This is a genomic window from Micromonospora sp. DT44 (assembly GCF_049841635.1).
Taxonomy (GTDB): Bacteria; Actinomycetota; Actinomycetes; order Mycobacteriales; family Micromonosporaceae; genus Micromonospora.
Genome location: NZ_JBNCKS010000001.1, coordinates 31,531 through 58,224 on the forward strand (window position 1 = coordinate 31,531; position 26,694 = coordinate 58,224).

A 26,694-nucleotide genomic window follows, 5' to 3' on the forward strand; every position below is an offset into this window, starting at 1 on the left:
GTCGGGCCACACGGCGTGCGCGGACCTTCGTGACCGCCGCCGTCGCGTCGCAGGGCGGCGGTCACGCGCTCTCAGCGGTAGCCGGCGGCGACGATGTTCGCCTGCACCGCGTTCTCGGTCGCGTCGGACGGGTAGCCCGCCACCATCGCGCCCTCGTAGAACGTACCGACGCTCTGGTTGGAGTTGTCGATGCAGCAGTCCCCGCCGCTGCCGAGGATGATCGCGCCCTGCTTCCTCATCGGGCTGTACCCGCGTGGCAGCGACCCGTCATAGAGGGTGTAGAGGCCGCCGGACTGAGCGTTGCTGCCCTTGATGGCGAAGCGGGACGTGCCGTTGTTCTTCAGGGTGGCGGTGACGAATTTGCTGGTGAAGGCCCGCTGGTTGCTGTTCCAGGAGCTGCTGCCGCCGGGGTAGAGGCCGTACTCCAAGTCGGCCTGCACCCAGGGGCCGGAGCCGGAGCAGCCGCCGAACCAGCAACTGGTGCCGAAGTAGATCGCGTCCATCGCGCCCGCGCCGTCGGCGCGGCGGGTGGTCTCGCTGTTGCCGTAGTCGAAGCAGCAGCCGCTGTTGACGTGGGTGCCGCTGGTCACCATGTACATGCCCTCGGGTGCGGCGCCGGTCGGGATGCCGGTCAGGTGGCCGTCCCGCCAGTAGCTGCTGTTGCCGTTGATGTAGAGCGAGTAGACCTTGTTCCCGCCAACGGTCAACGACTCCCTGGTCGCGACCGCCGGTTGTACGGCGCCACCGATGCCGCCGGCCCCCTGGTAGCCGAGGTTGTTGCCACGCCCCGACTGGTCGTAGATGACCGTGATGACGCACGTGGTGTTCGCGCAGAAGCTGTCCTGGGTGGCGGAGTTGGCGCGTCCGCCCGCGCTGAGGACGCCGATGGTGCGGGTGGTGTTGTCCGAGGATCGGCGTACCTGGTAGAGCGAGCCGTTGTACGAGGCGTACAGGGCGCGGGTGGTGCTGTGCGCCGCGACGCAGGGCGTGCCACCCGACGCGTAGATGTCGCAGGGCAGCGTCGTGGTCGGTGGGGGAGTGGTGGGCGGCGGTGTGGTGGGCGGGGGCGTCGTCGGGTCCACCACGCCGTTGCAGGTAACGCCGTTGAGGGCGAAGGAGGTCGGCGTCGGGTTGCTGCCGGTCCAACTGCCGTTGAAGCCGAAGCTGGTGCTGCCGTTGGTGGGGATGCTGCCGTTGTAGGCGACGTTGGTGACGCTCACCTGGGAGCCGGCCTGGGTGAAGCTGCCGTTCCAGAGCTGGGTGACGGTCTGGCCGGCGGCGAAGTTCCAGGTCAGCCGCCACCCGTTGATGGCGTCGCCCACGTTGGTGATGGTGACGTTGGCGCCGAAGCCGCCCTGCCACTGGGAGTTGACCGCGTAGGTGACCTGGCAGCCGGCGGCGGCCGCTGAGGCGCCGGTCTGAGCGGCGGCGGCGCCGACGAGCACGAGGGCGGCGGCCGCGGCGACGAGCGCCGGCCGCCGATGGCGGATGTCTTGGGGTCGCACGTTCTCTCCTCATGGGTGGGAGTTGGCGGTGTGCGGGCCCCGCCCCGTTCACCCTGCTCGGGCCCGGACTCTGAGCAGGGGGACGACGGGACGGGGCCCGGTCCGCGGGCGCGTACGGCGTCGCCGGCACCGTCCGGCGCGGGATCGACCGTGCGGACGGTGGGGTCGGCGGGCCAGGCGCGACGGGTATGCGGCGGTGCGGTCGCCGCCCGCGACCCGGCCCGGGGTCGCGGTGACGGCGGTGGCTGTGGCCTGGAGCGGTCGTGGGAAGGCCGATCGGCGGCACGGCTCCGGCCGATCGGGGTGATGCCGACCTGCGGGCGCCGCTGGTCAGGCATCCGTCGTCCGGCCCTCGGCACGGGTCGCCCGGTGGTGAACTCGGGCCGTCCCGTGTCGGCCACGCTCCACCCGCCCGCGCCGCGAACGACGTAGACCGCGGCCGGGGCCAGCAGCTGGACGGCACCGGTGACGGTCAGTTATCGACGGCCGTCGTTACGTTAGCGTTAACAGGCGGCCCTGTCCATAGACGGTTGTCGGTGGCCTTTCCGGCCGTCGGCCGGTTCTGGGCGCCGATACCCCTGTTCAGGGGAGCGAGCGAGGTGCCGGTCCGGGTGTTCCGGGCGGCGCATGGCCGCGAGCGTGCCCTGGCCCAGTACTCAGGACGCCTCGCGGACCCGCGGGTCGGCGAGCCACACGTCGGCGAGGTCGCTGAGCGCGACACCGAGGACTTCGCTGAGGCAGACCACGGTCCCGAAGGCGGGCGCCGGGAGTCGACCCACCTCGATCTTGCGCAGGGTCTCCGGTGACATGCCGGCGGCAAGGGCGACCTCGACGATACTGCGACTGCCCCGCGCGACCCGCAGCGCCGCGCCAAGGCGTTGCCCTGCGGCGATCTGCTCCGGTGTGAGCGGTGGCCGAACCATGTGAGCAGGATAGTTCCGCCCCTGGAGGCCGGCAATGTCGACCCGCCGGACTCCCGCGCGACGTGGTATAAATATACCGCACCGGATGGGGAGGGTTTGTCGTGATCGAGCTGAAGTCTGCCGCGGAGATCGACCGGATGGCCGTGACCGGCCAGTTCGTCGGCGAGCTGCTGGCCGAGCTGCGGACGGTGGCCGCTGTCGGCGTCAACCTGGTGGAGATCGAGCACCATGCCCGCCGCCGCATCGCCGAACGTGGTGCCGAATCGTGCTACTGGGACTACACGCCGTCGTTCGGTCGTGGGCCGTTCCGTAACGTCCTGTGCCTCTCGGTCAACGACGCGGTGCTGCACGGCCTGCCGCACGACTACCCCCTGCGCGACGGTGACCTGCTGAGCATCGACATGGCGGTCGAGATCGACGGCTGGGCCGCCGACTCGGCGCTGTCGTTCGTGGTCGGGGCTCCCGACCCGGCCGACCTGAAGCTGATCGAGGCCACCGAGGTCGCGCTGAAGGCCGGCATCGAAGCCGCCCGACCGGGCAACCAGCTCGGCGACATCTCCGCCGCCATCGGCGAGGTCGCCCACCGCTACGGTTACCGGGTCAACAACGAGTTCGGCGGGCACGGCATCGGTCGCACCATGCACGAGGCCCCGCACGTGCCCAACAACGGCCGTCCCGGCCGGGGCATGACACTCAAGCCCGGCCTGACGCTCGCGATCGAGCCGTGGCTCTGCCGGACCACCGACAAGATCAAATTCGACCAGGACGGCTGGACGATCCGATCCTCGGACGGTTCGCGCTCGGCCCACTCCGAGCACACCATCGCAGTCACCGAGTCCGGTCCCCGGGTGCTGACGTCCCGCCCCGGGGAGCACCCGGAGCGGGGCCGCCGCAGCGGACAGTCGGCCGCGGCCTCCTGACCGACTACCACCGCCCCGCGTGCGCGGGGCGGTGTGCCACGCGTCAGCGCAGGCCCGCGAAGAGGTCGTCCTCGGGAACGGGCGCGTCGGTGGTGTCCCGCACCCGGACGAAGGTCTCCACGCCCATCAACTCGGTGAACCGCTCCTGGCCGAGCTGGAGGAAGAAGATGTTCTCGGTCTGGCTGGCGTGCGCGGCCAGGGCCTCGAACTTCTGCGCACCATGGGCGCGGGTGTCGACCCAGGTGGTGATCTCGTCGTCGGGGAGACCCAGCTCCGGCATGTCCGACGACTCGTCCGGGTCGGCCCACTCGACGCCGAGCTCCTTCATGATCCGGCCGAACTCCTCGAACGCCGTGCGGGGCACGGTGGTCCAGTAGACCTTCGCGGGGACGTCGGACTGCGCCACGGCGGCCATGGTGATGCGGTGCGCCTGGATGTGGTCGGGGTGACCGTAGAAGCCGTTCTCGTCGTAGGTGACGACGACGTCCGGCCGGTACCGGCGGATCAGCTCCGCGAGCCGGTCCGCGGCCTGCGCCACCGGCGTCGTCCAGAAGGAGCCGGGCTGGTCGTTCGTCGACCAACCCATCATCCCGGAGTCGGCGTAGCCGAGCGTCTCCAGGTGGGTGATTCCCAAGGTGGCCGCGCTGACTTCCAGCTCGGCCTGACGCATCGCCACGACGGCGGCCGGATCGTGACCGGGCTCGCCGGGCTTGACCCCGCCCGGCCCGTCGCCGCACCGCCCGTCCGTACAGGTCACGAGGACCGTGGTGACACCCTCGGCGGCGTACCGGGCGAGGACGCCACCGGTGCTCGTCGCCTCGTCGTCGGGGTGCGCGTGCACCGCCATCAGGGTCAGGGATCGCTCAGCCATGTCATCACCCTACGACCAGCGTCACGCCCGGAAGGGGTAGGCGACGCATCCTAGCCATCTGCCGGCCGGTCCTGGCCTCTTCGCCCAACGCGCCGTCGGGCCGCTCCGGGCTTCCTACGCTGTCGGGGCGGCCGGCGCACCGATGCCACGCGCCAACAGCCTGGACGAAAGGTACCGGTTCCCATGGCGGACTTCGAGGACGTGCGACAGATCGACGCCGGGGTCCTGAACGTCGGGTACGTCGATGCCGGCCCGCCGGACGGGCCGCCCGTGATCCTGTTGCACGGCTGGCCGTACGACATCCACAGCTTCACCGAGGTCGTGCCGCTGCTCACCGACGCCGGCCACCGGGTCGTGGTGCCGTACCTGCGGGGTTACGGCACGACCCGGTTCCTCGCCGACGACGCCGTCCGCAACGGCGAGCCGGCCGCGATGGGGCTCGACCTCGTCGCCCTCATGGACGCCCTGGGCATCGACAGCGCGAAGCTGGCCGGATTCGACTGGGGAGCGCGTACGGCCGACGTCGTGGCCGCGTTGTGGCCCGAGCGCTGTGCGGGTCTGGTGTCGGTGAGCGGTTACCTGATCGACGGTCAGGAGTCGGGCCGGGTGCCGCTGCCGCCGAAGGCCGAGTTCTCCTGGTGGTACCAGTACTACTTCGCCACCGAGCGCGGCCGGCAGGGGTACGACCGCAACCGCCGCGAATTCGCCCGGCTCATCTGGCAGACGGCATCGCCGAAATGGACGTTCGACGACGCGACGTTCGACCGCAGCGCCGCTGCGTTCGACAATCCCGACCACGTCGACATCGTGATCCACAACTATCGGTGGCGGCTGGCCCTGGCCGACGGCGAACCGCAGTACGCCGAGGTGGAGAAGCGCCTCGCCGGCAAGCCGAAGATCACGGTGCCCAGCATCACGCTGGAGGGTGACGCCAACGGCGCGCCCCACCTGGACCCCAGCGTCTACGGCAAGCAGTTCTCCGGCCGGTACGAGCACCGGACCGTCGGTGGCGGTGTCGGGCACAACCTGCCCCAGGAGGCGCCGCGGGCGTTCGCCGACGCGGTCCTGGAGGTGTGAGGCGGGGCCGCGTGTCAGTGGCCGGAGGCCGCCTGTCCGCGCCGCCGTCGACCCGGCGTCGAGGTCGGCTCCGGGCGTTCGACGCGGGTCGGATCGCCTCGTACTAGGTCGTCGTGGATGCGCCACCTGGCTGTGGTGACCGCGCGGCGGGCCGCCTCGTCGCCGCGCTCGACACGCTGGCGAAGCAGTTCCAGAGCGATGCGCCGGTTCTGACTGAACTGCCGTTCGTCGTCCACCACGACGACGAGGCCCGACGGGCGGTGGGTGGCGCGTACCGCCGTGCTGGCCTTGTTCCGGTGCTGGCCGCCGGGACCGCCCGTGCGGCAGCCGACGATCTCGACGTCGGCCTCGGCGAACGTCGTCGGGGGAGCGTCACTCGGCGGCGGTTGCGCCGTCACGTACCAGTTCTTTCGACCCGCGCTCGTTCGGTAGGGGCTGGGCGCCTGCCAGCACAACGTCCCCGTCCAGGAGGCGGCGAACGCCTCGACGTCGACGCCGGACAGCCGGATCAGCACCGACCGGTAGGTGCCGGGCCGGTCGCCGGGCACCACGTGGACCCGCTGGACCGCCACGCCCTGCCGGATGGCGTCACCCTCCAGACGGCGCAGCAGGTGGGCCAGCGCCCACGCGCACTCCCGCGGCCCACGGCCGGCGGACAGCAACAGAGCCGGGCTCACGACCGACCCCGCCCGCGACGCTGGTCCCGCCGGTCCGAGCGAGGCGCGGCCCCGACGTCCGGCGTCTTGTAGGTGACCAGGGGGATCGTGGTGGCCACCGGCGTGGCGAGCTGGTGCGCGACGAGATCGCCGATCACCTGCTCGATCCGCTTGTACGCGGTGGGCGCCTCCTCGAAGAGCAACTGCCGGTCGCCGCACACCACCAGCGAACCCACCGGCGTACGCCGTAGCTCCTCGACCGTGTGCTTGGCCCGGCCCCGGCGGAGCGCGTCGGCGCGGGACATCTTGCGACCCGCGCCGTGCGCCACCGAATGGTTGGCGTCCGCCCCGGCGTGGGCGGCCACCAGGTACGACGCGGTGCCCCGCGTACCGGCGACGAGCACATCGCGACCGTCACCCGGCGCCGCTCCCTTGCGGTGCAGGTAGACGCCGTCGCGCACCTCGACCAGGTTGTGACACTGGTCGACGACCGGCTCGGTCGGTTCGGCCCCCAGGGCGTACGCGACCCGGGCGGCCAGCAGCCGTCGGTTGAGCGAGCCCCAGCGCACCGCCTCGTCGTGTCGGGTCAGGTAGGCGGCCGGGTCGGGTGCGGGGCCCGCCCCGTGCGTCTCGGTGTGCGTCCGCAGGATCCGCTCACCCAGGCCCCGCGAACCGCTGTGCACGACCAGGACGAGGTCACCGGTTGCCAGCCCGAGACGGTCGGCGTGCTCCGGCGCGAAGACGGTGTCGACGCGGGCCAGCTCGACGAAGTGGTTGCCGCGGCCGACCGTACCGAGCCCGTCCAGGTGGCCGGCGGGAACGTCGCCCGCGAGGACGGCCCAGGCGGGGTCGTCGGCGTCCCGCTCCGGGTCCAGCGCGCGGTCGAGGTCCGGGAACCGGGCGGCCAGCCGCTCGGGTACGACGCGCCGGAGTCGAATCGGGAAGACGGCGATACCGCAGCCGATGTCGGAGCCGACCAGGAACGGGTACAGGACTGTCGACGCCATGGCCGCGCCGATCGGGGCGCCCTTGCCCGGGTGCAGGTCCGGCATGCCGGCGACGTGGACCATGCCGTCGAGGGCGGCCACCTGCCGGCACTGGTCGAGCGCGGCGGACTCGATCCAACTCGAGGCGGACGCGAACACGGTGACGGTGGCGGGGGTGGACAGGGACAGGGACTCCCCGGGGGAGTGGTGCTCGGACAACGACGCTCACTTCTCGCTGAGTCGCAAGTGGACGGACGGCGGTACGGCACCGGGCGGCGTGAAATGGGCCTCGGCGCGGTGCTCAGGTGGTGTCCGTCAGTACGTCATGGGCACCACTGTGGCGATGTCTGATGCGCACGGCAACTGGTTATCGGTGGGGCGTGGGCACCTGCCGACCCGGCACGATTGACGCCGCTCGCCATCTGTCGGATGGGTGATGGCCCGGGACGCGGCTCGCCCGTCATCATCCGGGAATGCTGACTGGGCGTGACGGCACGTTCGCCGAGGCCCGCGCCGCGCTGGTGCGGGCCGACGGCGCCGTCCTGATCGGTCCGGCGGGGGTGGGTCGCACGGCCCTCGCTCGCGCGGTGGTCGCCGACCTGCCGCCGCGACTTTTCGCCACGGTGTGGATCACCGCCACCGAGGCGAGCAAGGAGGTGCCCTTCGGCGCGCTCGGTCGACTCCTCACGGGCGGTCACCCCGCCCTGCACCCGGCCCTGGTGCACAGCACCGTCCTGACCAGCCTGGTCGAGCGGTGCGGGCCGGCCCGCACGCCCGTCCTGGTCGTCGACGACGCCCACCTGCTCGACGGGCCGTCCGCCGGTGTGCTGCTCGGCCTCGTGCAGGCCCGAGCGGCCCGGGCCCTGCTCACCGTCCGGTCGGGGGTCCCGGTGCCCGACGCCGTCGTCGCGCTGTGGAAGGACGTCGGACTGTCCCGACTGGTGGTGCCCGCCCTGACCGAGGCCGAGGTCGGCGCGCTGGCCTCGGAGCGGTTGGCGGGTCCGGTCAGCCGCTCCACCACCCACCTGCTGTGGCAGTGGACCGGCGGACTGCCGCATCTGGCGGTGGCGTTGCTCGACCACGGGCAGGAGGTCGGTTCGCTGGCCCGCGACAGCGACCAGTGGCGCTGGCGCGCCGGTCTGGCGGTGCCGGCACAGGTCGCGGACCTGCTCGACCGGGAGCTGGACCGTGTCGGCCGCCCCGGTGAGGAGGCGCTGGCCGCGATGGCGCTCGGCGGGCCGCTGCCGCTTCCCGTCGCGGAGGCCGCCGCGTCGCCGGAACTGCTCGCCGACCTCGAACAGCTCGGTATGGTCCGCAGCGAGGAGCGCGGCGACGAGGTCCTGGTGCGGTTGCGCGATCCGATGCTCGGCGCGGCGGTACGCCGACGCATGTCACCCGCCCGGCGTCGCCGCATAGCCGCCGCGCTGCTGACCGGCGCGCGGCAGGCCACGCCGCGTGGCTCGCACGCGGTGGCCCGCGCGCTCTGGGCGGTGCACGCCGGGCAACCGGTTGACCCGCCGGAGCTGGTTCGGTCGGCCGGCCTGTGCCTGTACGCCGACCCGGCGGCCTCGGAACAGTTGGCCCGACGCGCCTGGCAGGAGGGTGGTGGGGCGTCGGCAGCGGTCGCGCTCAGCGCCGCCCTCGCGGAGCAGGGCCGCGCCGTCGAGGCGTACGAGACGCTGCGTACCGCCGCACGTGACGCCGACACGGCCGGTGACCCGACCGCCCGGGTGACGGTGGGCGTGGCCCTGGCCGCGCACCGCCTCTGGGTCGGGCGGGAGCCGCGACAGGCGTACGACGACCTGCGGCGACTGCGCGCGGACGCCGATGCGGCCGGCCGGGCGGAGTTGGCGGTGGCCGGCGTGCTGGTCCAGTTGTTCAGCGGCGAGACGGCACGGGCGCTGGCGAGCGCTCGTCAGCTCCTGGGCGAGTCACTCCCGCGCGGCGCGCGGCTGCGGGTCATGTTGGCGTCGGTCGCGGCGCTCGTGCTGGCCGGCCGCACGGAAGAGGCGGTACGGGTGGGCCGCGCGGTGGTCGAGGCGGTCGAGCGGGCCGGCTCCTCGGCCATGCCGCAGATCCGTGGCATGGCCGGGGCCGCGGTGGCACTGGCCGAGCTGTGGCGTCAGCCCACCCCGACCGGTCCGGTCAGCGACCCCGCCGCCGGTCGGTGGCCGCTGCCCCCGGACCCGCTCGTCTCCGGTCTGTCCCCCACCGCCTGGCCCCTCTTCGACGGGTACGCCCAGCGGGTCAGCGGGGATCGGGCGGGCGCCATCAGCCGGCTCCGGGACGCCGTCGCCCAGCAGGCCGGTGGCAACGGCATGTTCCGTGCCGAGGCAACCGGCTGGCTGGCCGTCACCCTGGCCGAGGACGGCCGCCCGGATGAGGCGGAGGCGGTGCTACGGGCGCACCCCGTCGACGCGGTCGCGCTGGTCCCGGGGCTGCGGCCGTGGGCGCTGGCGGCGGTCGCCGCGGCGACCGGTCGGCGCGCTCGGGCGGGCGAGCTGATGGACGAGGCGATCGTCGTCGCGCACGCCTCCGGGAGTTGGCTGGTGGAACTGGGCTATCTCATCTACGCCGCGCACCTGGACCCGGTCGCCGGTCCGGCCCGCTACGCGGACCGCGTCGCCGAGGCTCTCGTCCACGTGGACGCCGAGCGGCTCGTGGCCGCCGGCCGGGCGGTGATCGCGCTGGCCGGACGCGATCCCACCGTCATCCTGGAGCACGCGCACCGTCTGGTGGACATGAACATGACCGGGGAGGCGCTGAAGGTGGCCGGCGAGGTCGGCCGGCGGGCCGGGGTCACCGACACCGTCCGGCTCGCCGTCGACCTGCGTGCCCGGTTGCGGTCGGCGGTGCGGGAAGACCCCGCGAGGGTGGCCGGGCTGACCGCGCGGGAGCGGCAGATCGCCGGGCTCGCCGCCCGGGGCCTGTCCGACCGGGAGATCGCCGAGGCGTTGGTGCTGTCGGTGCGTACCGTGCAGACACATCTGGGTCGGGCCTACCGCAAGCTGGCGGTGACCTCGCGGCGGGACCTGTCGGACGCGTTGCGGCCTGCCGGCTGAGGACACCGACGGTGGCCGGGGCGCGACGTGCGCCCCGGCCACCGCCCTAGGAGTTCTTCGTGTAGCAGGTGATTTTGCCGTTGGAGTCCTCACGGCAGTCCGCGCCCTTGGCGCCGAGGACGTTGATCGTGCCGACCAGGAGGGTGAAACCCAACCCGGTCAGGATCGCCGTGCCCACCTTCTTGGCGACCTCGGCGAAGTTGGCCGTGACGTCGAGCCGGAAGCTGACGGGCGCGTACCGGATCTGCTCCCACAACTCGGCGATGCGCGGGTCCTGACCGGTGATGCTGAAGTCGTCGCTGCTGTGGTCGTCGGTCACCCGGCCGGTGGCGATGGCCACGAACACGTTCCTGTGCTGGTCCACGACGTTCGGTCCGGCGGCGAAGCTCCAGCTGTGGCTGAGAAAGCCGTTCTCGTGTACGTGCCCCTGGAACCAGTAGTGGCCGTCGCTGGCCATCCGCAGCGAGGCCGTGCCCTTCACGCTCGACGGCAGCAGGCTGCCGGAGAACGTCTCGGTCCACTCCTGTTCCAGTCGGTCCATCGCCACCCTCGTCGACCCGCCCGGATGCCCGACCTGCGCGCCCACCTGACGCAGCGTCAGCGGAGCACGGATATCGAGGTACCGGCCGGCGGCGGTACGGACGCTGGCCATGGCCTCACTCCCTCGACTTCCAGAAGTGGGTGGTCCCGTTCTCGTCCTTGTACGCGTGGACCTTGCCCGGCTGGCCGAAGAACGCGACCCACCCGGCGACCACCGCGCCGAAGATCACCACCGGAATCCACTTCAGGATGTTGCCGATCAGCTCTGCCACGTTCATCGACACGCTCAGCCGGAAGTTCACGCTGGCCGTGCTGAGCTGATCCCAGTACTGCGCGATCCGCGGGTCCTGCCCGTGCTCGGCGAAGGTGTCGGTGCTCGAGTTGTCCGACACCTTGCCGCTCTTGGAGAAGACGAAGGCGTTGCCGTCATCGTCCACGAAGCCCGGCGTGGCGACCAGCGACCAGTTGTGCGTGACGGCGCCGTTCTCGTGCACGTGCCCGTCGAACATGTAGCCGCCGTCGCTGAACAGCCGCAGCCACGCCGAACCCTTGACGCTGGAGGGCAGGAGGCTCCCGGAGAACCACTCGCTCGACGTCTGTTCGAGCTGTACGAGCAGCCGGCGGGTGGATCCGGTGGGGTGGCCCAGTTCCGTACCGACCTCCCGCACCGTCATGGGCGCTTCGAACCGTAGGTACTTCCCGGCCTTCTGACGCAGGCTGTTCATGACGTGGTCACCATGATCGCCACCAGTGCCCGGCCGGTCGGCAGCGGCCCGAGCGCCTTGCCCAGGATCGCCCCGACCGCCTTGAGCGGGTCGGCCACCCGCATGGCGTGTCCCCGGGTGGGGGAGGTGGTCAGCAGGTCGCCGGGGCGCACCGCGCCGTGCGTCGCGTCGACCAGGCAGTAGACCTTGCCGGCCAGGGCCAGCGGACGACGCTGCTCGCTGTCCGGTCGCCGGTCCAGCACCATGGCCGGCGCGAAGCTGCCGGCGCCGGAGACCACACCGGCCACCGCCGTGTCGTACGGCTTGTCGGCCAGTTCCAACGCGCCGGTCTCGCCGATCACGAGCACCGCGCCCGGGATCGCCGACGGCAGGTGACCGGCCGCGACGTCGAACTCCTCGGCCAGGTCGGCGTTGCTGAGCGAGATGTCGCCGTGCACGCCGTCGATGACCACGGTGTACGCCCGGGTGTCCGGGTTGGCGAAGGACATCGAACTCTGGTCACCACTGATCGCGACCGTGTAGGTGCGCGTCTTGCTGTGGCAGAACTTGATGTGATTGTTGGCGCCGTCGAGGTCGACCTCGTTCGCCGCGACGACCTTGGAGTTGACCGCGTTGGTCGCGGACACGTTGGTCGCCGTGACACTGGGGCTGTTCACGTTGTTGGCGGCCCACACGTCGCCCGTGGTGCCGTTGAGCAGTAGCCGGTACTGCCGGGTGTCGGGGTGGGCGAAGGACATCGAGCTGTGCTCGCCGTCGATGCCGATGGTGTACGTGCGGGTCTTGCTGTGGCAGAACTTCACGTGGTTACCCGGCCCGTCCAGGTCGACCTGGTTGGCGCTCAGGCTCCGGCTGTTGACGTTGTTGGCGGCCCACAGGTTGCCGTTCTGCCCGTCCAGAACGGTCGTGTAGGCGCGCTTGTCGTTCGCCAGGCTGATGGTGCTGGTGCCGCCGTTCATCCCGATCGTGTACGCGCGGGTCGTGAAGTTGGTCAGGACGAGAGCGTTGTCGGCGCCGTCGAGCACGACGGCCCGGGCGGCGACGGTGTCGGCGGTGATGGTCGTCGGCGGTGTCGCCGTCGGCGTGGCCGGTGCCGCCTGGGCGTCACCCTTGGCCGGCACCGCCGTGTCGGGCGGCCCGTCGGCGCGCTGCGCCTGCTCGGCCTCGCGGGCCGGCGCGGGTGCCCGGACCGGCGGCGGCGCCGGTGCGGCGACGTCCGCCCGGGCCGGAGCCTCGTCCGGGGTGGTTCGTTGCGGCGGTGTGGTCGGTGCGGTGGTGGGCCGGGCGATCGCCTCGGCGCTGTCCGGGTCGCTGGCCTTCGCGGCCTCGTTGCTGGTCATGTGTCCATTGCAGCCGCGAGCCGGGTGGTCGGACGTCCGCAGCCGCTACGTAGATTGGCCCACCCGACTACGTAGTCGCCGGCCGGCGTACGCTGCCGCGATGGCCACACCGCGTCGCATCCTGGTCTACGGGGTGTACGGCGCGGGCAAGTCCACTCTCGCCGCGCGGTTGGCGCAGCGCCTCGGCGTGCCGTGGTATCCGGTGGACGACCTGCTGTGGCTGCCGGGGTGGGTTGAGGTGCCGGTCGCCGAGCAGCGCAGCCGGATCGAGAAGATCTGCCGCCGGGACGCCTGGATCCTCGACGGCGCGTACCACGGGTGGCGGGACGTACCGCTGGCGCGCGCCGACCTGGTCGTGGCCCTGGACTACCCGCGGTGGCGTTCGTTCGGGCGTCTCCTGCGTCGTACGGCGCGTCGCCTGGGCACGGGCGAGGTGATCTGCAACGGCAACCGCGAATCAGTCGGCAGTGTGCTGTCCCGGGACTCGATCCTGCTCTGGCACGTCGCCGCGTTCGGGCGCGCACGGCGGCGGATGCGCGCCTGGCAGGCCGATCCGGCCGGCCCGCCGGTTCTCCTGTTCACGCACCCCGCGGCCCTGGATGACTGGCTGTCGAACCTGCCGACCCGGTGAGCGCGCTCAGCCCGCCCGCTTGTCGACCCTCCTCGCCAGGCCCACGACGCACGGCGAGGACGGGCTGGAGCTGCCGGTCGGGAACCGGAAGCGTCGCAGCTCCTCGACGGCGAACCCCGCCGCCGTGATGGCGGCCGTGGTGTCGCGGCCGGTGTGGCAGCCGGCGAACAGCTTCGGCCACAGCGTGGCGTCGGACAGCCGCTGTACCCGGCGCAGGCGGCTGGGTTCCTCGGCCGCGACGTGCTCGAAGAAGCGCAGTTGCCCGCCGGGGCGCAGCACGCGGTGGATCTCGGCGAGCGCTGCCGCCTGGTCGGGCACGGTGCACAGCACCAGCGCGACCACTGCCGCGTCGAACTCGCCGTCGGCGGCGGGCAGCGCCTCGGCCAGGCCGTCGACGACCGTGACCGGCACCGGTGCGCCCGCGGCCGCCCGGACGGCGGCGGCGCGTAGGCGACGTTCCGGTTCGACCGCGACGACCTCGGTCACGGCGCGGGGGTAGTGGGCGAACATGCGTCCGTTGCCGGCGCCGACCTCGACCACCCGGCCACTCAGGCCGGCGGCCAGGTCACGGCGGAACTCGGCGGTGCCGGCACGGTCCATGGCGACGCTGAGCCGCTCGTAGACCCGCGCGAACACCGGATGGGACACAGCGGCCACGTCGACCTCCAGGATTCGCGGGCGGCGACCACAATCATGGGTCGCGATGTCAACCGCGTCGGTCCGACGCGCTCCGTAGGCTGGGTTCGTCAGGCGATTCCGCGCACCGGAAGTGGTCCGATCATGAAGATCGTCGTCATCGGCGGGAGCGGTCTCATCGGCTCCAAGGTCGTCCAGAACCTCGGTGGGCAGGGCCACGAGGCGGTGGCGGCATCCCCGAAGACCGGCGTGAACACCCTGACCGGCGAGGGGGTGGCCGAGGCGCTCGACGGCGCCGCCGTCGTCGTGGACACGTCGAACTCCCCGTCGTTCGAGGACAACGCCGTCCGGGAGTTCTTCGAGACGTCGACCCGGAACCTCCTCGCCGCCGCCGCTACCGCCGGGGTGCGGCACTACGTGGTGCTGTCGATCGTGGGCTCCGACCGGCTCCCGGAGAGCGGGTACATGCGGGCGAAGGTCGTACAGGAGAAACTCGTCGCCGGGTCCGGTCTGCCGTACTCGCTGGTCCATGCGACCCAGTTCTTCGAGTTCCTCCAGGGCATCGTCGACGCCGCCACGGACGGCGACACGGTACGGCTGGCGCCGGTGCTCATCCAACCCATGGCGGCGGACGACGTCGCGTCCGAGGTGACCGCTGTCGCGCTCGACGAGCCGACGAACGGCGTCGTCGAGATCGCCGGACCGGAACAGTTCCGTCTCGACGAGCTGGGACGGTCCGTCCTCGCCACCCGGCACGACTCCCGTTCGGTCGTCTCCGACCCCGGGGCGCGTTACTTCGGCGCCACGCTGACCGAGCGCTCGCTCGTTCCGGCTGACGGCGCCCGCATCGCCGCCACCCGCCTCGACGGGTGGCGCGCCCGGACGGCGGGGTAGCCGCCGCCTCACCCCGGTGGGGTGGGCCGCAGGCGGTGCGTCAACTCCCGCACCACCGCCGCGAACCGCTCGTCGGATTCGGCCGGCCAGTGCCCGAGGATCGGCGGCGGAACGCTGTCGCCGGGCGGGGTCACCACGTCGCTGGGGTCGACCTCCCGGCGGTCCACCGCGGCGGCCGGGTCACCGGCGGACGCCTCGGGTCCCCGGTCGGCAAAGACGCGCCCGCCGATCGGGTCGGTGTCCCGCCAGAGGTTGACCCAGCGCCAGCCCACCCGGTTGCCGATCTCCCGCAGCACCGCGTCGTCGACGTAGGCGGGGAAGAGTCGCGCGTAGAGCCGGCGCAGCGGTGACCCGTGCGTGAGCAGCGCGACCCGATCGCCGATCCGGGACGGCAACTGGAGCACCGCGGCGGCGAGCAGGACCGAGCCGTGGCTGTGCCCGGAGAGCAGCACGTGGTCCCCGCGCTCCACCAGGTAGGTGATCCGCCGCGTCAGCTCCGGCACGGCCCGTTCGGCGTAGCACGGCGGCGCGAACGGGTGGGCGGCCCGGGGCCAGAAGGTGCCGAGGTCCCAGATGACCCCGACGTGCCGCCGGAAGGTGGTGGTGCGGTAGGCGAAGACGCCGGCGAGCACCAGGCCGAGAAGGCCCACCGCCTTCACCCAACTGGTGAACGCGATGCTGAAGGTGATCGCACCGGCCGGCAACCGGGTGACCCGCTCGACGATGTCGCCCGGAAACACGCCCATCAGGCCGAGGGTGGTGGTGGCGGAGCTGACCCCGGCGAGACAACCGAAGATCACGCCCAGCAGCACCAGACGTTCGGTGAAGCTGGCCCGGGCCACCGCGTCGCGTACCTGTCGCAGCCGCGGGCGGGCCTCCGTCGGCGCGTCCGGGTAGTCGCGTGTGACGATCGCCGCCGCACGGCGGCGACGACCGGAGCGGGAGACCGTGACGACCAGCACGGCGACGAGCGCCGTGACCAGCGCGGTACGGAGAAAACCGAAGATCGCCCAGGTGTACGCCCGGGGCGGACCCGTCGCGATGCCCTCCCCGGTCGGCAGGTCGCGGTCGAGGTAGTCCGCCACCCGGTAGGCCAGTTCGGCGGAGTACCCCACCGCCGTGCTGATCGCCGCGGCCGCGATGACCAGCGCTCCCAACCCGAACAGGGGGCTGCCCCTGCGCCGCCAGAGCAGGATCGCCCCGAGGGCGGCCAGCAGGATCGTCTGGGTGGCGAACAGCCAGACCAGCGTCCTGTCGTAGCCGGGCAGAGTGGCGTCCTCGCGCCAGCCGGCCGGGCTGGTCGCCACGTGGGCGGCGACCACGACGGCCAGGACCGTCGCGGTCGTGCGCAGGGTGGTGGTGATCGTGTCGAGCCGCCGGTCGGTCGGGGACCGGTCGATCAGCGCCGGCGTGCAGAGCAGCGCCACACAGGCCGCCAGGACCACGCCCGTGACCACCGCCAACGCGATCGTGGCGACCGAGGCGTCGCGCGCGGCGCGAGCGGTGAGCAGGACGAGACTCAGCGTCCCGAACGCCCCGGCGACGTGCACGGACCGCAGCCGCCCCACCAGGGGTTCCGCGTCCCACGTGCCGACCTTGCTGAGCCGATGCCCGGCGACCTCCTCGTCGGGCGCGCGGAACGCCTCGAACGACCGCCCGGGCCGGTTGCTGAGCCGCCACACCAGGCCGATCGCGGCGGCCGGGACCAGCGCGAACACCGCCAGTCGTCGCCCGACGGGCTGCCCGCTGAACCAGGACAACCAGCTGCGGCCGGCCAGGCAGCGGGGCGAGTTCAGGCAGTGCCAGGCGAGCAGGTCGAGGGCGACGCCGGCGATGGCGAGCACGTACAGCACGGTGAGGGTGAGTGCCAGCACCCGGCAGAGGGACTTGACCACGCTCTCCGAGCGGGGGTTCGCCGGCCGCATCCAGATCGCCACGTTTATCAGCAGGAACGGCAGTAGGAGCACCAGCGCCAGGGTGCGGGCGACGGTTCCGGAGGGCAGGTCGCCCCAGCGGTACGCCTCCAGCGTCACACCGCGCGCCTCGGGGCTCGCCCAGCGCGGCCGGACCCGGACGAAGCCGCCCATGTGGTCGCCCGCGACCTGCACCGTCCGCGCCAGGCCCAGCACCTGCTCGGTGCTCGCGCCGGAAACGCCGTGCACCCGCAGCTCCACGATGCCGGAGGCGGTGTCCGGGCCGCTCATCCGCGCTGATCCATCCGCCACCGCCCCCCGAGACACCCCGACCGCCCGGTGCCGGCGATCGGTCCGTGGGTGGCCCGCCACCGGTGTGGCGGACCGGGGTCTACCCCGCCCGGAAGCGCCCAATCGCCCGGGGTCGCCCCAGTCGGCGCTTGCCGCGCACCTACCCGCCCGGAACGCTCCCGGACACCTCCTGGCGGTAGGCGCGTGGTGAGACGCCGGTGACCCGTTTGAAGGCCACGCTGAGGGCGCTCTCCGAGCCGTACCCGACGGCTCGGGCGATGGCCGCGACGGAGTCGGAGCCGTGCCGGATGCGGTCCGCCGCGAGTTCGATCCGCCATCCGGTGAGGTATTCCAGCGGACCGACGCCGACGACCTTCCGGAAGCGGGCGGCGAGCGTCGAGCGGGAGACGGCGGCGGTGCGGGCGATCGCGTCCACCGTCCACTGCTGCGCGGGCCGGGCGTGCATCGCCCGTAGCGCGGGGGCGACCACCGGGTCGGCGAGCCCGGCCAGCCAACCGGAGGTGTGCTGCGGGTCGCGGGCGAGGTGCACCCGCAGGACCTGGATCAGCAGGACGAGCGCCAGGTGTTCCGCGACGAGCCGCGACCCGAGTTGGGGCCGCCGCAGCTCGATGTCGATCTGGTCGAGGGCCCACCGGATGGTGGCGGCCTCGGGAGCGTCGGCCGGCACGTGGATGACCGGCGGAAGGCCGTCCAGCAGGAGGCTGCGACCCCTGTCACCCAGGGAGAACGCGCCGCCGATGAGGAACATGTCGGCGCCCGCACCGGCGTGTGCCACGCCGTCGCCGGCGGCGGCGAAGATCGGGTACGCCGGCTGGGCCGGCACGTCGGGATCGCTGAAGAGCGTGTACGACACCGGCCGGGTCAACAGGTAGCAGTCGCCCTCGGTGAGGGCGATCGGTTCCGCCTCGCCCTCGATGAGGAGGTGGCAGTTGCCGCGTCGGATGGCGTTGAACTTGGCGCCGACCGGCGGGTCGAACCGGACCGCCCAGCGCCCACCGGCGACGAGACCGGCGGACAGGTGCGCGGTGGCGCCGAGCAGTGCCAGCACGTCTTCGAGCGGGTCCATCCTCACCGTCCTGGACGCTCGCGAAAGTATGAAGGATTCCAGACTATAGGCAGTCCAGAGTGAGCTGCATAGCGTGGTGGACATGACAGCGCACGCACGTCTCACCACTGGATTCACCGCCCGCACCACCGCCGCCGAGATCCTCGACGGTGTGGACCTGACCGGGCGTCGGATGATCGTCACGGGCGGCGCCTCCGGCATCGGTGTCGAGACCGTTCGCGCCCTGGCCGGCGCCGGCGCGGAGGTCACGGTAGCGGTCCGTGACCCGGATCGGGCCGCGGGGCTCGTCGAGGAGTTCGTCGGCGACGCCGCGCGGGGAAGCGTCCGGTCGGCCGCGCTCGACCTCGCCGATCTGTCGTCGGTCGACGCGTTCGTCGAGGCCTGGGACGGCCCGCTCGACGCGCTGGTCGCCAACGCCGGCATCATGGCGCTGCCGACCCGTCAGCTCTCGGCCCAGGGCTGGGAACTCCAGCTCGCGACCAACTACCTGGGGCACTTCGCGCTGGCCGTCGGACTGCGCGACAACCTGCGGGCGGCGGGCGCGGCGCGGGTCGTGCTGGTCAGCTCTGGAGCGCACCTGAGCGCCCCGTTCGACGCCGCGGATCCCCACTTCGAGCGGCGGCCGTACGACCGGTGGACGGCGTACGGGCAGTCGAAGACGGCGGACGTCCTGCTGGCGGTGGGCATCACCCGGCGGTGGGCGGCGGACGGGATCACCGCCAACGCCCTCAACCCCGGATACATCCACACAAAGCTCCAGCGCCACCTCGACGACGACACGATGCGCGCGCTCGGCGGGATGGACGAGGCGGGCAACCTCCTGGTGCCGGACTACTACAAGACGCCCGCCCGGGGCGCGTCGACCACGGTCCTGCTCGCGGCGTCGCCCCTGCTCGACGGCATCGGGGGCCGGTACTTCGTCGACAACCAGGAGATGGAGGTGGTTCCCGGCGGCCCCGATGCCTCGGACGGCGTCGCGGACCACGCGGTCGACCCGGCGGCCGCGGACGAGCTCTGGGCGTACGCCGAGAAAGCGCTTGCCGAGCGCTGAGCGGGACCGCCGTCCGGCGCCGGGCGCGGCGCGGGCCCGCGTGGGCGCGCCCGGCGTTCAGGATTGATCGGGGTACGGCGGGGTAGCCGCCCGCCATGGTCGCTGCCGGTCGTCCCGGTGCGGACGGGGACGCGTCGGCGCGCGCCGACGGGGCAGCGCCGGCCGGCCCGGCGTCGGCCGTCGCGCGGCTGCGGGGCCAGCTGTCGGGCACGCTGCGGGATCGAGCGCGGCGGGTTCGGGGTATCGGGGGGCTGGCCCTGCAGGCCGGCGTGGCCGCAGCGCTGTCCTGGCTGGTGGTGCGCGAGGTGCTGCACGTCTCGCAGCCGGTGTTCGCGCCGATCTCCGCGGTCTCCACCCTCGCGGCGTCGGTCGGGCAACGCCTGCGCCGCACCGTAGAGCTGATCATCGGTGTCACCGTCGGGGTGCTGGTCGGTGACCTGCTGCTCGGGGTGATGGGCACGGGGTGGTGGCAGCTCGCCCTGATCGTCGTGTTGGCGATCCTCGTCGCGCTGTTCCTCGTCGGCAGCGCGGCCGTGGTGATCCAGGCGGGCGCCACGGCGGTGCTCATCGCGACGCTGAGTCCAACCGTGCGCGACCTGGAGATCCCCCGCTTCGTGGACGCTCTCGTCGGGGGCGCAGTGGCGCTGCTGGTCACCGCCGTCCTGCTGCCGTTGAGCCCGTTGCGGGTGCTCAACCGGGCCGCGCGACCGGCGCTGGACCTGCTCAGCGCCCAACTCGACGCCACCGCCGGCGCGTTGGCCGACCGGGACATCGACCGCGCGCTGACCGCCCGGGCGAGGTTGCGGCAGAACAAGGACGAGCTGGGTGCGCTCATCGAGGCGACGCAGGGGGCCCGGGAGGCCAGCACCCTCTCTCCCGTGCACTGGCATCAGCGGCAGGGGCCGGTGGCCCGGTACGCGCGCACGGCGGAGCCGGTCGACCGGGCCATGCGTAACGCGGGGACGCTGATCCGTAGGGCGGTGACCCTGCTCGAGGATGGTGAGCCCGTCCCGGAACCCATGCCCACGGCGGTCGCCGGCCTGGCCGAGGCGGTACGCCTGCTCCAGCGGCAGTTCGCCGCCGGCCGTGAACCCGTTCAGGCGCGCGAGCGGGCGCTCCAGGCGGTCTGCGCCGCCGGCGACGCCTACCGGGAAGGCGTCGGCTTCTCCGGGAACGTCGTGGTGGCGCAGGTCCGGACGACCGCCAGCGACCTGCTGGTGGCCACCGGTCTGAGCCAGGACGCCGCGAACCGGGTGGTCCGCCGCGCGTTCGCAACCGCTGACACACCCGCTGAGCAGCGCCGATGAGCACCATGGCAGCAATCTGAGCCACAGGTGTTGCACCCTGAGCCAAAGTGGTGCCATGATGGTGCCATGGACTTGAGGCCGTACGTCGAGAACCTGCGTAACGAGTTCGCCGTGGCAGCCGAGGGCGTGGAACCGGAGAGTCGGGCGCTGGCCGAACGGCTCTTCACCCAGCTCGAAGCGGCGACCCACCTCACGCTGCTCGAGGCGCTGTCCGACGCGGCCGACGAGATCACCCGCGATCTCGCCCCCGGGTCGGTGCACGTCCGGCTGCGCGGACGTGAGCCCGACTTCGTGGTGGCGCCCGCCACCTCGCCCACGGACGGGCCGGTCGAGCCCGCCGCGCCGGCTCCGGCCCCGGTGCCGCTGCTACCACCCGAGGGCGACGAGGGCGGCACGTCCCGGATCAACCTCCGCCTTCCCGATCACCTCAAGGCCAGCGTCGACGAGGCCGCGAGTCGCGCCGGGCTCTCCGTCAACGCGTGGCTGGTGCGCGCCGTCGCCGGCGCCGTCGGGGCCGGCGGCCCCGACCGTCAGCCGCCGCGCCGGCCGGAGCCCCCGAGGTCCGGCCAGCACGTCACCGGCTGGGCGCGCTGAGCCGCACGCCCACCCGTAGCTCTTTCCGCCTCCGCCAACACCTCCCGGGAGACCACCATGCCTGTTTTCGACACGCCAGAACCGATCTCCGTCCAGGTCGAGCTGCCCATCGGGGACGCCTGGATCGCCGCGACCGACCGCACCGACACAGTGGTACGGGTCCGGCCCCGCGACCCGTCGAGCAAGGCCGACGTGAACGCGGCCGAGCAGACCACCGTCGACTTCGCCGCCGGGCAACTGCGCATCAGGGTGCCGAAGAGCTGGCGTCGGTACGGCTTCGGCTCCGGACCGTCGGTCGACGTCCTGATCGAGGTGCCGACCGGCACGCGGCTGTACGCCGAGGCGGCGTGGGCGGCCTTCCGCGCCCAGGGGCGGCTCGGCGAGTGCCGGATCAAGACCGGAAGCGCGATCCGACTGGAGGAGACCGGGCCGTTGGAGATCGACAGCAGCCACGGCGAGGTCGCGGTGGAGCATGTCACCGGTTCGGCCCGGGTGAAGGCGTCGTCCGGCAAGGTGCGCCTCGGCGCGGTCGACGGCGACGCGGAGATCAAGAATTCCTCCGGCGACTGCTGGATCGGCCGCAGCGGAGGCGACGTCCGCATCAACACCGCATACGGCGACATCACCGTCGACGCGTCGACCGCCTCGGTGGCGGCGCGCACCGCGTACGGCAACGTGCGGCTGGGCGAGGTCGTGCGCGGGTCAATCGACTCACAGACCTCCTACGGCGCGATCGAGGTGGGGGTCCGGCGTGGCACCGCCGCCTGGCTCGACGTCAGCTCCCGACACGGCCGCGTCCACAACGCCCTCGACGCGGCCGACAGCCCGGCCGAGACCGACGAGACGGTCGAGATCCGCGCCAACACCTCCTACGGCGACATCACCATCCGCCGCGCCTGACGCGCCCCGGCCCCACCACAGATGAGGAAACCATGACCGGCAGCAGCAGACCCGCGATCGTCACCACCGAGCTGCGCAAGTCCTACGGCGACAAGGTCGTGCTCGACGGCATCGACCTGATGATCACCGAGGGAACGATCTTCGCGCTGCTCGGCCCCAACGGCGCCGGCAAGACCACCACCGTGCAGATCCTCTCCACCCTCCTTCCCGCCGACGGCGGCCACGCCCGCGTCCTCGGCCACGACGTGACCCGCGAGGCCGACGCGGTACGCGGGTCGATCGGCGTCACCGGTCAGTTCTCCGCGGTGGACAGCCTGCTCACCGGCCGGGAGAACCTGCACCTCTTGGCCGATCTGTGTCACCTGGACCGCGCGGCGGGCCGCCGCCGGATCGCCGACCTGCTCGACCAGTTCGACCTGACCGAAACGGCGGACAAGCCGGCCGCGACGTACTCCGGCGGCATGCGCCGTCGACTCGACCTCGCGATGACACTCGTCGGCGATCCCCGCGTCATCTTCCTCGACGAGCCGACGACCGGGCTCGACCCGCGCAGCCGCCGCGCCATGTGGCACATCATCAAGGCGCTGGCCGCCGAGGGCGTCACCATCCTGTTGACGACCCAGTACCTGGAAGAGGCCGACCAGCTCGCCGACCGCGTCGCCTTCCTCGACCACGGTCGGCTGATCGCCGAGGGCACCCCGCACGAGCTCAAGCGACTCATCCCGGGCGGTCACGTGGTCCTGCGCTTCGCCGACCAGGGCGAACTCGACTCGGCGGCCCGTACGTTCGCGACGGCCACCCGGGACGACGCGGCGCTGACCCTCGAGGTGCCGAGCGACGGCGGGGTGGGTTCGCTGCGGTCCCTCCTCGACGACCTCGACCGGGGCTCCATCACCGTCGCCGGTCTCGCCGTGCACACCCCGGACCTCGACGACGTCTTCCTCGCCCTCACCGGCCAACCCGACGCTCCCTCCACCCGCGAAAGGGCCACCGCGCGATGAGCACCCTCACCTTCGCCCTGCGCGACTCCTCCACCATGCTGCGGCGCAACCTCCTGCACATGCGCCGCTACCCGTCGCTGACCCTGATGCTCGTCGGCATCCCGGTCATCCTTCTGCTGCTCTTCGTGTACGTCTTCGGCGGCACGCTCGGCGCCGGCCTCGGGCCGACCGGGGGTCGGGCCGAGTACGCCAACTACGTCACCCCCGGCATCCTGCTCATCACGGTGGCCAGCGCGACGCAGGGCACCGCGATCTCGGTCGCCATGGACATGGCCGAGGGCATCATCGCCCGTTTCCGTACCATGGCGATCTTCCGACCGTCGGTGCTCACCGGCCACGTGGTGGGCAGCGTGTTCCAGACGATGGTCAGCCTGGCGGCCGTCACGGGCGCGGCGCTGCTCGTCGGGTTCCGCCCCACCGCCGACGCTGTCGAGTGGCTCGCCGCGATCGGCGTGCTGACCATGGTCACCGTCGCCGTCACCTGGCTGTCGGTCGCCCTGGGTCTGGTCACCAGAAGCGTCGAGACGGCCAGCAACCTGCCCATGCCGCTGGTGCTGTTGCCGTTCCTCGGCAGCGGGTTCGTCCCCACCGACTCGATGCCGACGCCGGTCCGCCTGTTCGCCGACTACCAGCCCTTAACCCCGGTCATGGAGACGCTCCGTGGCCTGCTGCTCGGCAGCGGAATCGGTGTCAACGGGCTCCTCGCGGTCGCCTGGTGCGCCGTCATCACGGTCGGCTGCTTCTGCTGGGCAAAGGCGCTCTACAACCGTCCCCGAACGGCCTGACCCCAACGTCCTCTGACGACCGATGACCCGGCCCGGATGGGGCCGGGCCGTCGGTCTTTCGGTGTGTCGCCGAGCGGTACCCGCGCCAGCCCGCAGCCCGGCCCGCCCGTCCGGAGGGGCCCGGAAGCCCCGGACACGGTCGGCCCGGAGCCGGCCACTGCGGCGATGATCAGATACCGGGATCGGCGCATCGAATGTCATCGATAACACGCCGCACCGGCCAGCGACCCCCCGTGGTGGTCGGGCACCGGAGCGCGGGGTCAGGGGCCCGGGCGCGTTCGACGCGTCTGATCATGCGGGGGCGGCGAGACCGTCGATGTTATCGCTGCCATCCGTGCCGGCGGGCGATCGTCATCGCCATCTGACGGGGTCACGCCCGCCCGCCGCCCCGGATCGAGCGCCGTGCGCCGGTCCGGTATCGACGAGCCCGAGTCGGTACGGCCTCCGCGTTCCGTTACGGAGCTGTTGCAGGTAGATGTCTTGACGAGGCTGGATGTGAGCGTTAACACTATCCCCGTTAACGGTGGAGGTGAACATGGAGCGTGTGGGCGGAGCTGCCGAAAGCTACGTCGTGGGTGTCGATTTCGGCACCCTCTCCGGGCGGGCCCTGGTGGTCCGGGTTTCTGATGGTGCCGAGCTCGGGACCGCGGTGCACGAGTACGGCGACGGGGTCATCAGCGAGACGCTGCCCGGAGGTCGGTCGCTGCCTCCGGACTGGGCGTTGCAGAATCCGGACGACTACCGCGACGTGCTGCGCCACGCCGTTCCGGCCGCGATCGCCGCGGCGGGGGTGGACCCGGCGGCGGTGGTGGGCATCGGCATCGACTTCACCGCCTGCACCGTGCTCCCGACGCGCGCCGACGGCACCCCGCTCTGCGAGGATCCCGAGCTGCGCGACCGGCCGCACTCCTGGGTCAAGCTGTGGAAGCACCACGCCGCGCAGCCGCACGCCGACCGGATCAACGCGCTGGCCCACGAGCGGTCGGAGCCGTGGATCGGCCGGTACGGCGGAAAGATCTCCGCCGAGTGGCAGTACGCCAAGGGTCTGCAGATCCTGGAGGAGGACCCGGAGATCTACCACCGGGCCGAGCGGTTCATCGAGGCCGCCGACTGGATCGTCTGGCAGCTCAGCGGCACCGAGACCCGTAACGTCTGCACGGCCGGCTACAAGGGCATCCTGCAGGACGGGCAGTACCCGTCCGAGAGCTTCCTGACCGCGCTCAACCCCGACTTCGGCGACTTCGTGGCCAAGCTCGACGGTCCGCTGCTGCCGCTCGGCGCGCGGGCCGGCACGCTCAGCGCCCGCGCCTCCGCCTGGACCGGCCTCCCGGAGGGGATCGCCGTGGCGGTCGGCAACGTCGACGCGCACGTCACCGCGGCCTCTGCCCAGGCCGTACAGCCCGGTCGGCTGGTCGCCATCATGGGCACGTCCACCTGCCACGTGGTCAACGGCGAGCACCCGGCCGAGGTCGCCGGGATGTGCGGCGTGGTCGACGGCGGCATCAGCCCCGGCGCGTGGGGCTACGAGGCCGGCCAGAGCGGTGTCGGCGACATCTTCGGCTGGTTCGTCGAGCACGGCGCACCGGCCGGGTTCGACTCGCACGAACGCCTCACCGAGTTGGCCGCCAGCCAGCCGGTCGGCGCGCACGGCCTGATCGCGCTGGACTGGTGGAACGGCAACCGCTCGCTGCTGGTCAACCACGACCTGAGCGGGATGATCGTCGGGATGACCCTGGCCACCCGCCCGCAGGACATCTACCGCGCGCTGCTGGAAGCCACGGCGTACGGCACCCGGATGATCATCGACGCGTTCGTCGAGGCCGGGGTGCCCGTCAACGACCTGGTGATCGCCGGCGGCCTCACCAACAACAAGCTCCTGATGCAGATCTACGCCGACGTGACCAAGCGTCCGCTGAACATCATCGCGTCCGCGCAGGGGCCGGCGCTCGGCTCGGCGATCCACGCCGCCGTCGCCGCCGGGGCGTACCCGTCGATCCACGAGGCGTCCCAGGCGATGGGGCGGGTGCACGAGGCCGTCTACACGCCGGATCCGGAGCGGGCCCGTGCCTACGACGGCCTGTACGCCGAGTACCGGGCGCTGCACGACCACTTCGGTCGCGGCGGCAACGACGTCATGCTCCGCCTCCGGGCGATCCGCAACGCGGCGGTAGAGGCCGCCGCGCCCACGCACGAGGCCACGCTGGAGGTCGTCGCATGAACGCAGAGGTGAGCCGCCAGATCGGTGAACTGCGCGAGACCGTTGCCCGCCTGCACAGCGAGCTGACCCGGTACAACCTGGTCGCCTGGACGTCCGGCAACGTCTCCGCCCGGGTGCCCGGCCAGGACCTCATGGTCATCAAGCCGAGCGGCGTGGGCTACGACGACCTCACGGCCGAGACGATGGTGGTCTGCGACCTCGACGGCGTCCTCGTCGAGGGTGACCTGGCGCCGTCCAGCGACACGGCCGCCCACGCCTACGTCTACCGCGCGATGCCCGAGGTCGGCGGCGTGGTGCACACGCACAGCTCGTACGCCAGCGCCTGGGCCGCCTGTGGCGAGGCGATCCCCTGCCACCTCACCGCGCAGGCCGACGAGTTCGGCGGGGAGATTCCGCTGGGCCCGTTCGCGCTCATCGGCGGCGACGACATCGGCAAGGGCATCGTCGCCACGCTCTCCGGGCACCGTTCACCCGCCGTGCTCATGCAGAACCACGGCGTCTTCACCATCGGCCGGAACGCCCGCGCGGCGGTCAAGGCCGCAGTGATGTGCGAGGACGTGGCCCGTACCTCGTACCTGGCGCGCACCCTCGGGCAGCCCGTGCCGATCGCGCAGGCCGACATCGACGCCCTCTACCACCGGTACCAGAACGTCTACGGCCAACAACCAGTCGCACCGGCGGGCTCCTGACCGTCTCCACACGGCCCGCCGGTCTGCTCCACCGACGCACCAGCACGCACCACCCGCGTACGCCACCTCTGCTCGTCGGCGGCTGACGCGGTCCC

Annotated in this window: 24 protein-coding genes; 13 read left to right on the forward strand and 11 right to left on the reverse strand. The window is 72.3% G+C overall.

From position 1 onward, the window contains the following. Positions 1–71: 71 nt before the first annotated feature. Positions 72–1,505 (reverse strand): arabinofuranosidase catalytic domain-containing protein, encoded by a 1,434-nt coding sequence (locus ACLQ25_RS00145; RefSeq protein ID WP_425727903.1) that lies wholly within the window; start codon positions 1,503–1,505, stop codon positions 72–74. Between the two features lie 656 nt (positions 1,506–2,161). Further along, on the reverse strand, positions 2,162–2,428 hold the full coding sequence (locus ACLQ25_RS00150) for a helix-turn-helix domain-containing protein (RefSeq protein ID WP_425727905.1): 267 nt from the start codon (positions 2,426–2,428) through the stop codon (positions 2,162–2,164). A gap of 101 nt (positions 2,429–2,529) precedes the next feature. Here ACLQ25_RS00150 and map point away from each other — a divergent pair, with 101 nt between their 5' ends. Continuing rightward, positions 2,530–3,348 carry a type I methionyl aminopeptidase gene (gene map / locus ACLQ25_RS00155; RefSeq protein ID WP_425727907.1) on the forward strand — a complete coding sequence of 273 codons (819 nt, stop codon included), beginning with the start codon at positions 2,530–2,532 and terminating at the stop codon, positions 3,346–3,348. A gap of 43 nt (positions 3,349–3,391) precedes the next feature. Here the strand turns inward: map and ACLQ25_RS00160 are convergent, their stop codons facing one another. After that, on the reverse strand, positions 3,392–4,219 hold the full coding sequence (locus tag ACLQ25_RS00160; protein WP_425727909.1) for a PIG-L family deacetylase: 828 nt from the start codon (positions 4,217–4,219) through the stop codon (positions 3,392–3,394). Between the two features lie 183 nt (positions 4,220–4,402). On the opposite strand from ACLQ25_RS00160, the gene ACLQ25_RS00165 reads away from it, so the two are divergent. Next, positions 4,403–5,296: an alpha/beta fold hydrolase gene (locus tag ACLQ25_RS00165; protein WP_425727911.1), complete on the forward strand. Its 894-nt coding sequence runs from the start codon at positions 4,403–4,405 to the stop codon at positions 5,294–5,296. Positions 5,297–5,310: 14 nt separating this feature from the next. On the opposite strand, the gene prfH is transcribed toward ACLQ25_RS00165, so the two are convergent. Beyond that, complete coding sequence (prfH, locus tag ACLQ25_RS00170) at positions 5,311–5,973, reverse strand: peptide chain release factor H (protein WP_425727913.1); 663 nt, start codon at positions 5,971–5,973, stop codon at positions 5,311–5,313. Next, entirely contained in the window at positions 5,970–7,157 is a 1,188-nt protein-coding gene (locus ACLQ25_RS00175; protein WP_425727915.1) for an RNA ligase RtcB family protein, read from the reverse strand. The genes prfH and ACLQ25_RS00175 overlap by 4 nt, the downstream gene beginning before the upstream one ends. Positions 7,158–7,411: 254 nt before the next feature. Between ACLQ25_RS00175 and ACLQ25_RS00180 the strand changes: the two genes are divergently transcribed. Beyond that, positions 7,412–10,000, forward strand: coding sequence for a LuxR C-terminal-related transcriptional regulator (locus ACLQ25_RS00180; protein WP_425727917.1), 2,589 nt, complete (start codon positions 7,412–7,414; stop codon positions 9,998–10,000). Between the two features lie 46 nt (positions 10,001–10,046). On the opposite strand, the gene ACLQ25_RS00185 is transcribed toward ACLQ25_RS00180, so the two are convergent. The 3 genes from ACLQ25_RS00185 to ACLQ25_RS00195 are packed head-to-tail and all read right to left on the reverse strand — an operon-like array spanning position 10,047 to position 12,602. Continuing rightward, positions 10,047–10,652, reverse strand: a complete 606-nt coding sequence (locus ACLQ25_RS00185; RefSeq protein ID WP_425727919.1) for a hypothetical protein — start codon at positions 10,650–10,652, stop codon at positions 10,047–10,049. 4 nt (positions 10,653–10,656) lie between these two features. Next, positions 10,657–11,265 (reverse strand): hypothetical protein, encoded by a 609-nt coding sequence (locus tag ACLQ25_RS00190; RefSeq protein ID WP_396802088.1) that lies wholly within the window; start codon positions 11,263–11,265, stop codon positions 10,657–10,659. Further along, positions 11,262–12,602 (reverse strand): hypothetical protein, encoded by a 1,341-nt coding sequence (locus tag ACLQ25_RS00195; protein ID WP_425727921.1) that lies wholly within the window; start codon positions 12,600–12,602, stop codon positions 11,262–11,264. The genes ACLQ25_RS00190 and ACLQ25_RS00195 overlap by 4 nt, the downstream gene beginning before the upstream one ends. A 100-nt stretch (positions 12,603–12,702) precedes the next feature. On the opposite strand from ACLQ25_RS00195, the gene ACLQ25_RS00200 reads away from it, so the two are divergent. Continuing rightward, a complete protein-coding gene (locus tag ACLQ25_RS00200; RefSeq protein ID WP_425727923.1) occupies positions 12,703–13,233 on the forward strand; it encodes an adenylate kinase in 531 nt (176 codons plus the stop codon). A 6-nt stretch (positions 13,234–13,239) separates the two neighbouring features. On the opposite strand, the gene ACLQ25_RS00205 is transcribed toward ACLQ25_RS00200, so the two are convergent. Further along, positions 13,240–13,890: a methyltransferase domain-containing protein gene (locus tag ACLQ25_RS00205; RefSeq protein ID WP_425727925.1), complete on the reverse strand. Its 651-nt coding sequence runs from the start codon at positions 13,888–13,890 to the stop codon at positions 13,240–13,242. A 123-nt stretch (positions 13,891–14,013) separates the two neighbouring features. Here ACLQ25_RS00205 and ACLQ25_RS00210 point away from each other — a divergent pair, with 123 nt between their 5' ends. Continuing rightward, positions 14,014–14,763, forward strand: a complete 750-nt coding sequence (locus ACLQ25_RS00210) for an SDR family oxidoreductase (protein ID WP_425727927.1) — start codon at positions 14,014–14,016, stop codon at positions 14,761–14,763. An 8-nt stretch (positions 14,764–14,771) separates the two neighbouring features. Here the strand turns inward: ACLQ25_RS00210 and ACLQ25_RS00215 are convergent, their stop codons facing one another. Both ACLQ25_RS00215 and ACLQ25_RS00220 read right to left on the reverse strand, forming a co-directional pair. Beyond that, entirely contained in the window at positions 14,772–16,967 is a 2,196-nt protein-coding gene (locus tag ACLQ25_RS00215; protein ID WP_425727929.1) for a hypothetical protein, read from the reverse strand. 160 nt (positions 16,968–17,127) lie between these two features. After that, the gene (locus ACLQ25_RS00220; RefSeq protein ID WP_425727931.1) at positions 17,128–18,054 is read right to left on the reverse strand and encodes an AraC family transcriptional regulator; all 927 of its coding nucleotides are present in this window, start codon (positions 18,052–18,054) and stop codon (positions 17,128–17,130) included. Between the two features lie 82 nt (positions 18,055–18,136). Between ACLQ25_RS00220 and ACLQ25_RS00225 the strand changes: the two genes are divergently transcribed. From ACLQ25_RS00225 to ACLQ25_RS00260, 8 genes are all read left to right on the forward strand, one after another. Then, positions 18,137–19,105, forward strand: a complete 969-nt coding sequence (locus tag ACLQ25_RS00225) for an SDR family NAD(P)-dependent oxidoreductase (protein WP_425727933.1) — start codon at positions 18,137–18,139, stop codon at positions 19,103–19,105. A 95-nt stretch (positions 19,106–19,200) separates the two neighbouring features. Beyond that, positions 19,201–20,412 carry an FUSC family protein gene (locus ACLQ25_RS00230; protein WP_425727935.1) on the forward strand — a complete coding sequence of 404 codons (1,212 nt, stop codon included), beginning with the start codon at positions 19,201–19,203 and terminating at the stop codon, positions 20,410–20,412. Between the two features lie 66 nt (positions 20,413–20,478). Beyond that, positions 20,479–21,006 carry a hypothetical protein gene (locus ACLQ25_RS00235; protein ID WP_425727937.1) on the forward strand — a complete coding sequence of 176 codons (528 nt, stop codon included), beginning with the start codon at positions 20,479–20,481 and terminating at the stop codon, positions 21,004–21,006. Positions 21,007–21,063: 57 nt separating this feature from the next. Continuing rightward, complete coding sequence (locus ACLQ25_RS00240) at positions 21,064–21,906, forward strand: DUF4097 family beta strand repeat-containing protein (RefSeq protein ID WP_425727939.1); 843 nt, start codon at positions 21,064–21,066, stop codon at positions 21,904–21,906. Positions 21,907–21,938: 32 nt separating this feature from the next. Further along, complete coding sequence (locus tag ACLQ25_RS00245) at positions 21,939–22,907, forward strand: ATP-binding cassette domain-containing protein (protein ID WP_425727941.1); 969 nt, start codon at positions 21,939–21,941, stop codon at positions 22,905–22,907. After that, positions 22,904–23,692 (forward strand): ABC transporter permease, encoded by a 789-nt coding sequence (locus tag ACLQ25_RS00250; protein ID WP_425727943.1) that lies wholly within the window; start codon positions 22,904–22,906, stop codon positions 23,690–23,692. The genes ACLQ25_RS00245 and ACLQ25_RS00250 overlap by 4 nt, the downstream gene beginning before the upstream one ends. 535 nt (positions 23,693–24,227) lie before the next feature. Continuing rightward, positions 24,228–25,910 carry a ribulokinase gene (gene araB, locus ACLQ25_RS00255; RefSeq protein WP_425727945.1) on the forward strand — a complete coding sequence of 561 codons (1,683 nt, stop codon included), beginning with the start codon at positions 24,228–24,230 and terminating at the stop codon, positions 25,908–25,910. Beyond that, positions 25,907–26,599 carry an L-ribulose-5-phosphate 4-epimerase gene (locus ACLQ25_RS00260; protein ID WP_425727947.1) on the forward strand — a complete coding sequence of 231 codons (693 nt, stop codon included), beginning with the start codon at positions 25,907–25,909 and terminating at the stop codon, positions 26,597–26,599. The genes araB and ACLQ25_RS00260 overlap by 4 nt, the downstream gene beginning before the upstream one ends. Positions 26,600–26,694: the final 95 nt, after the last annotated feature.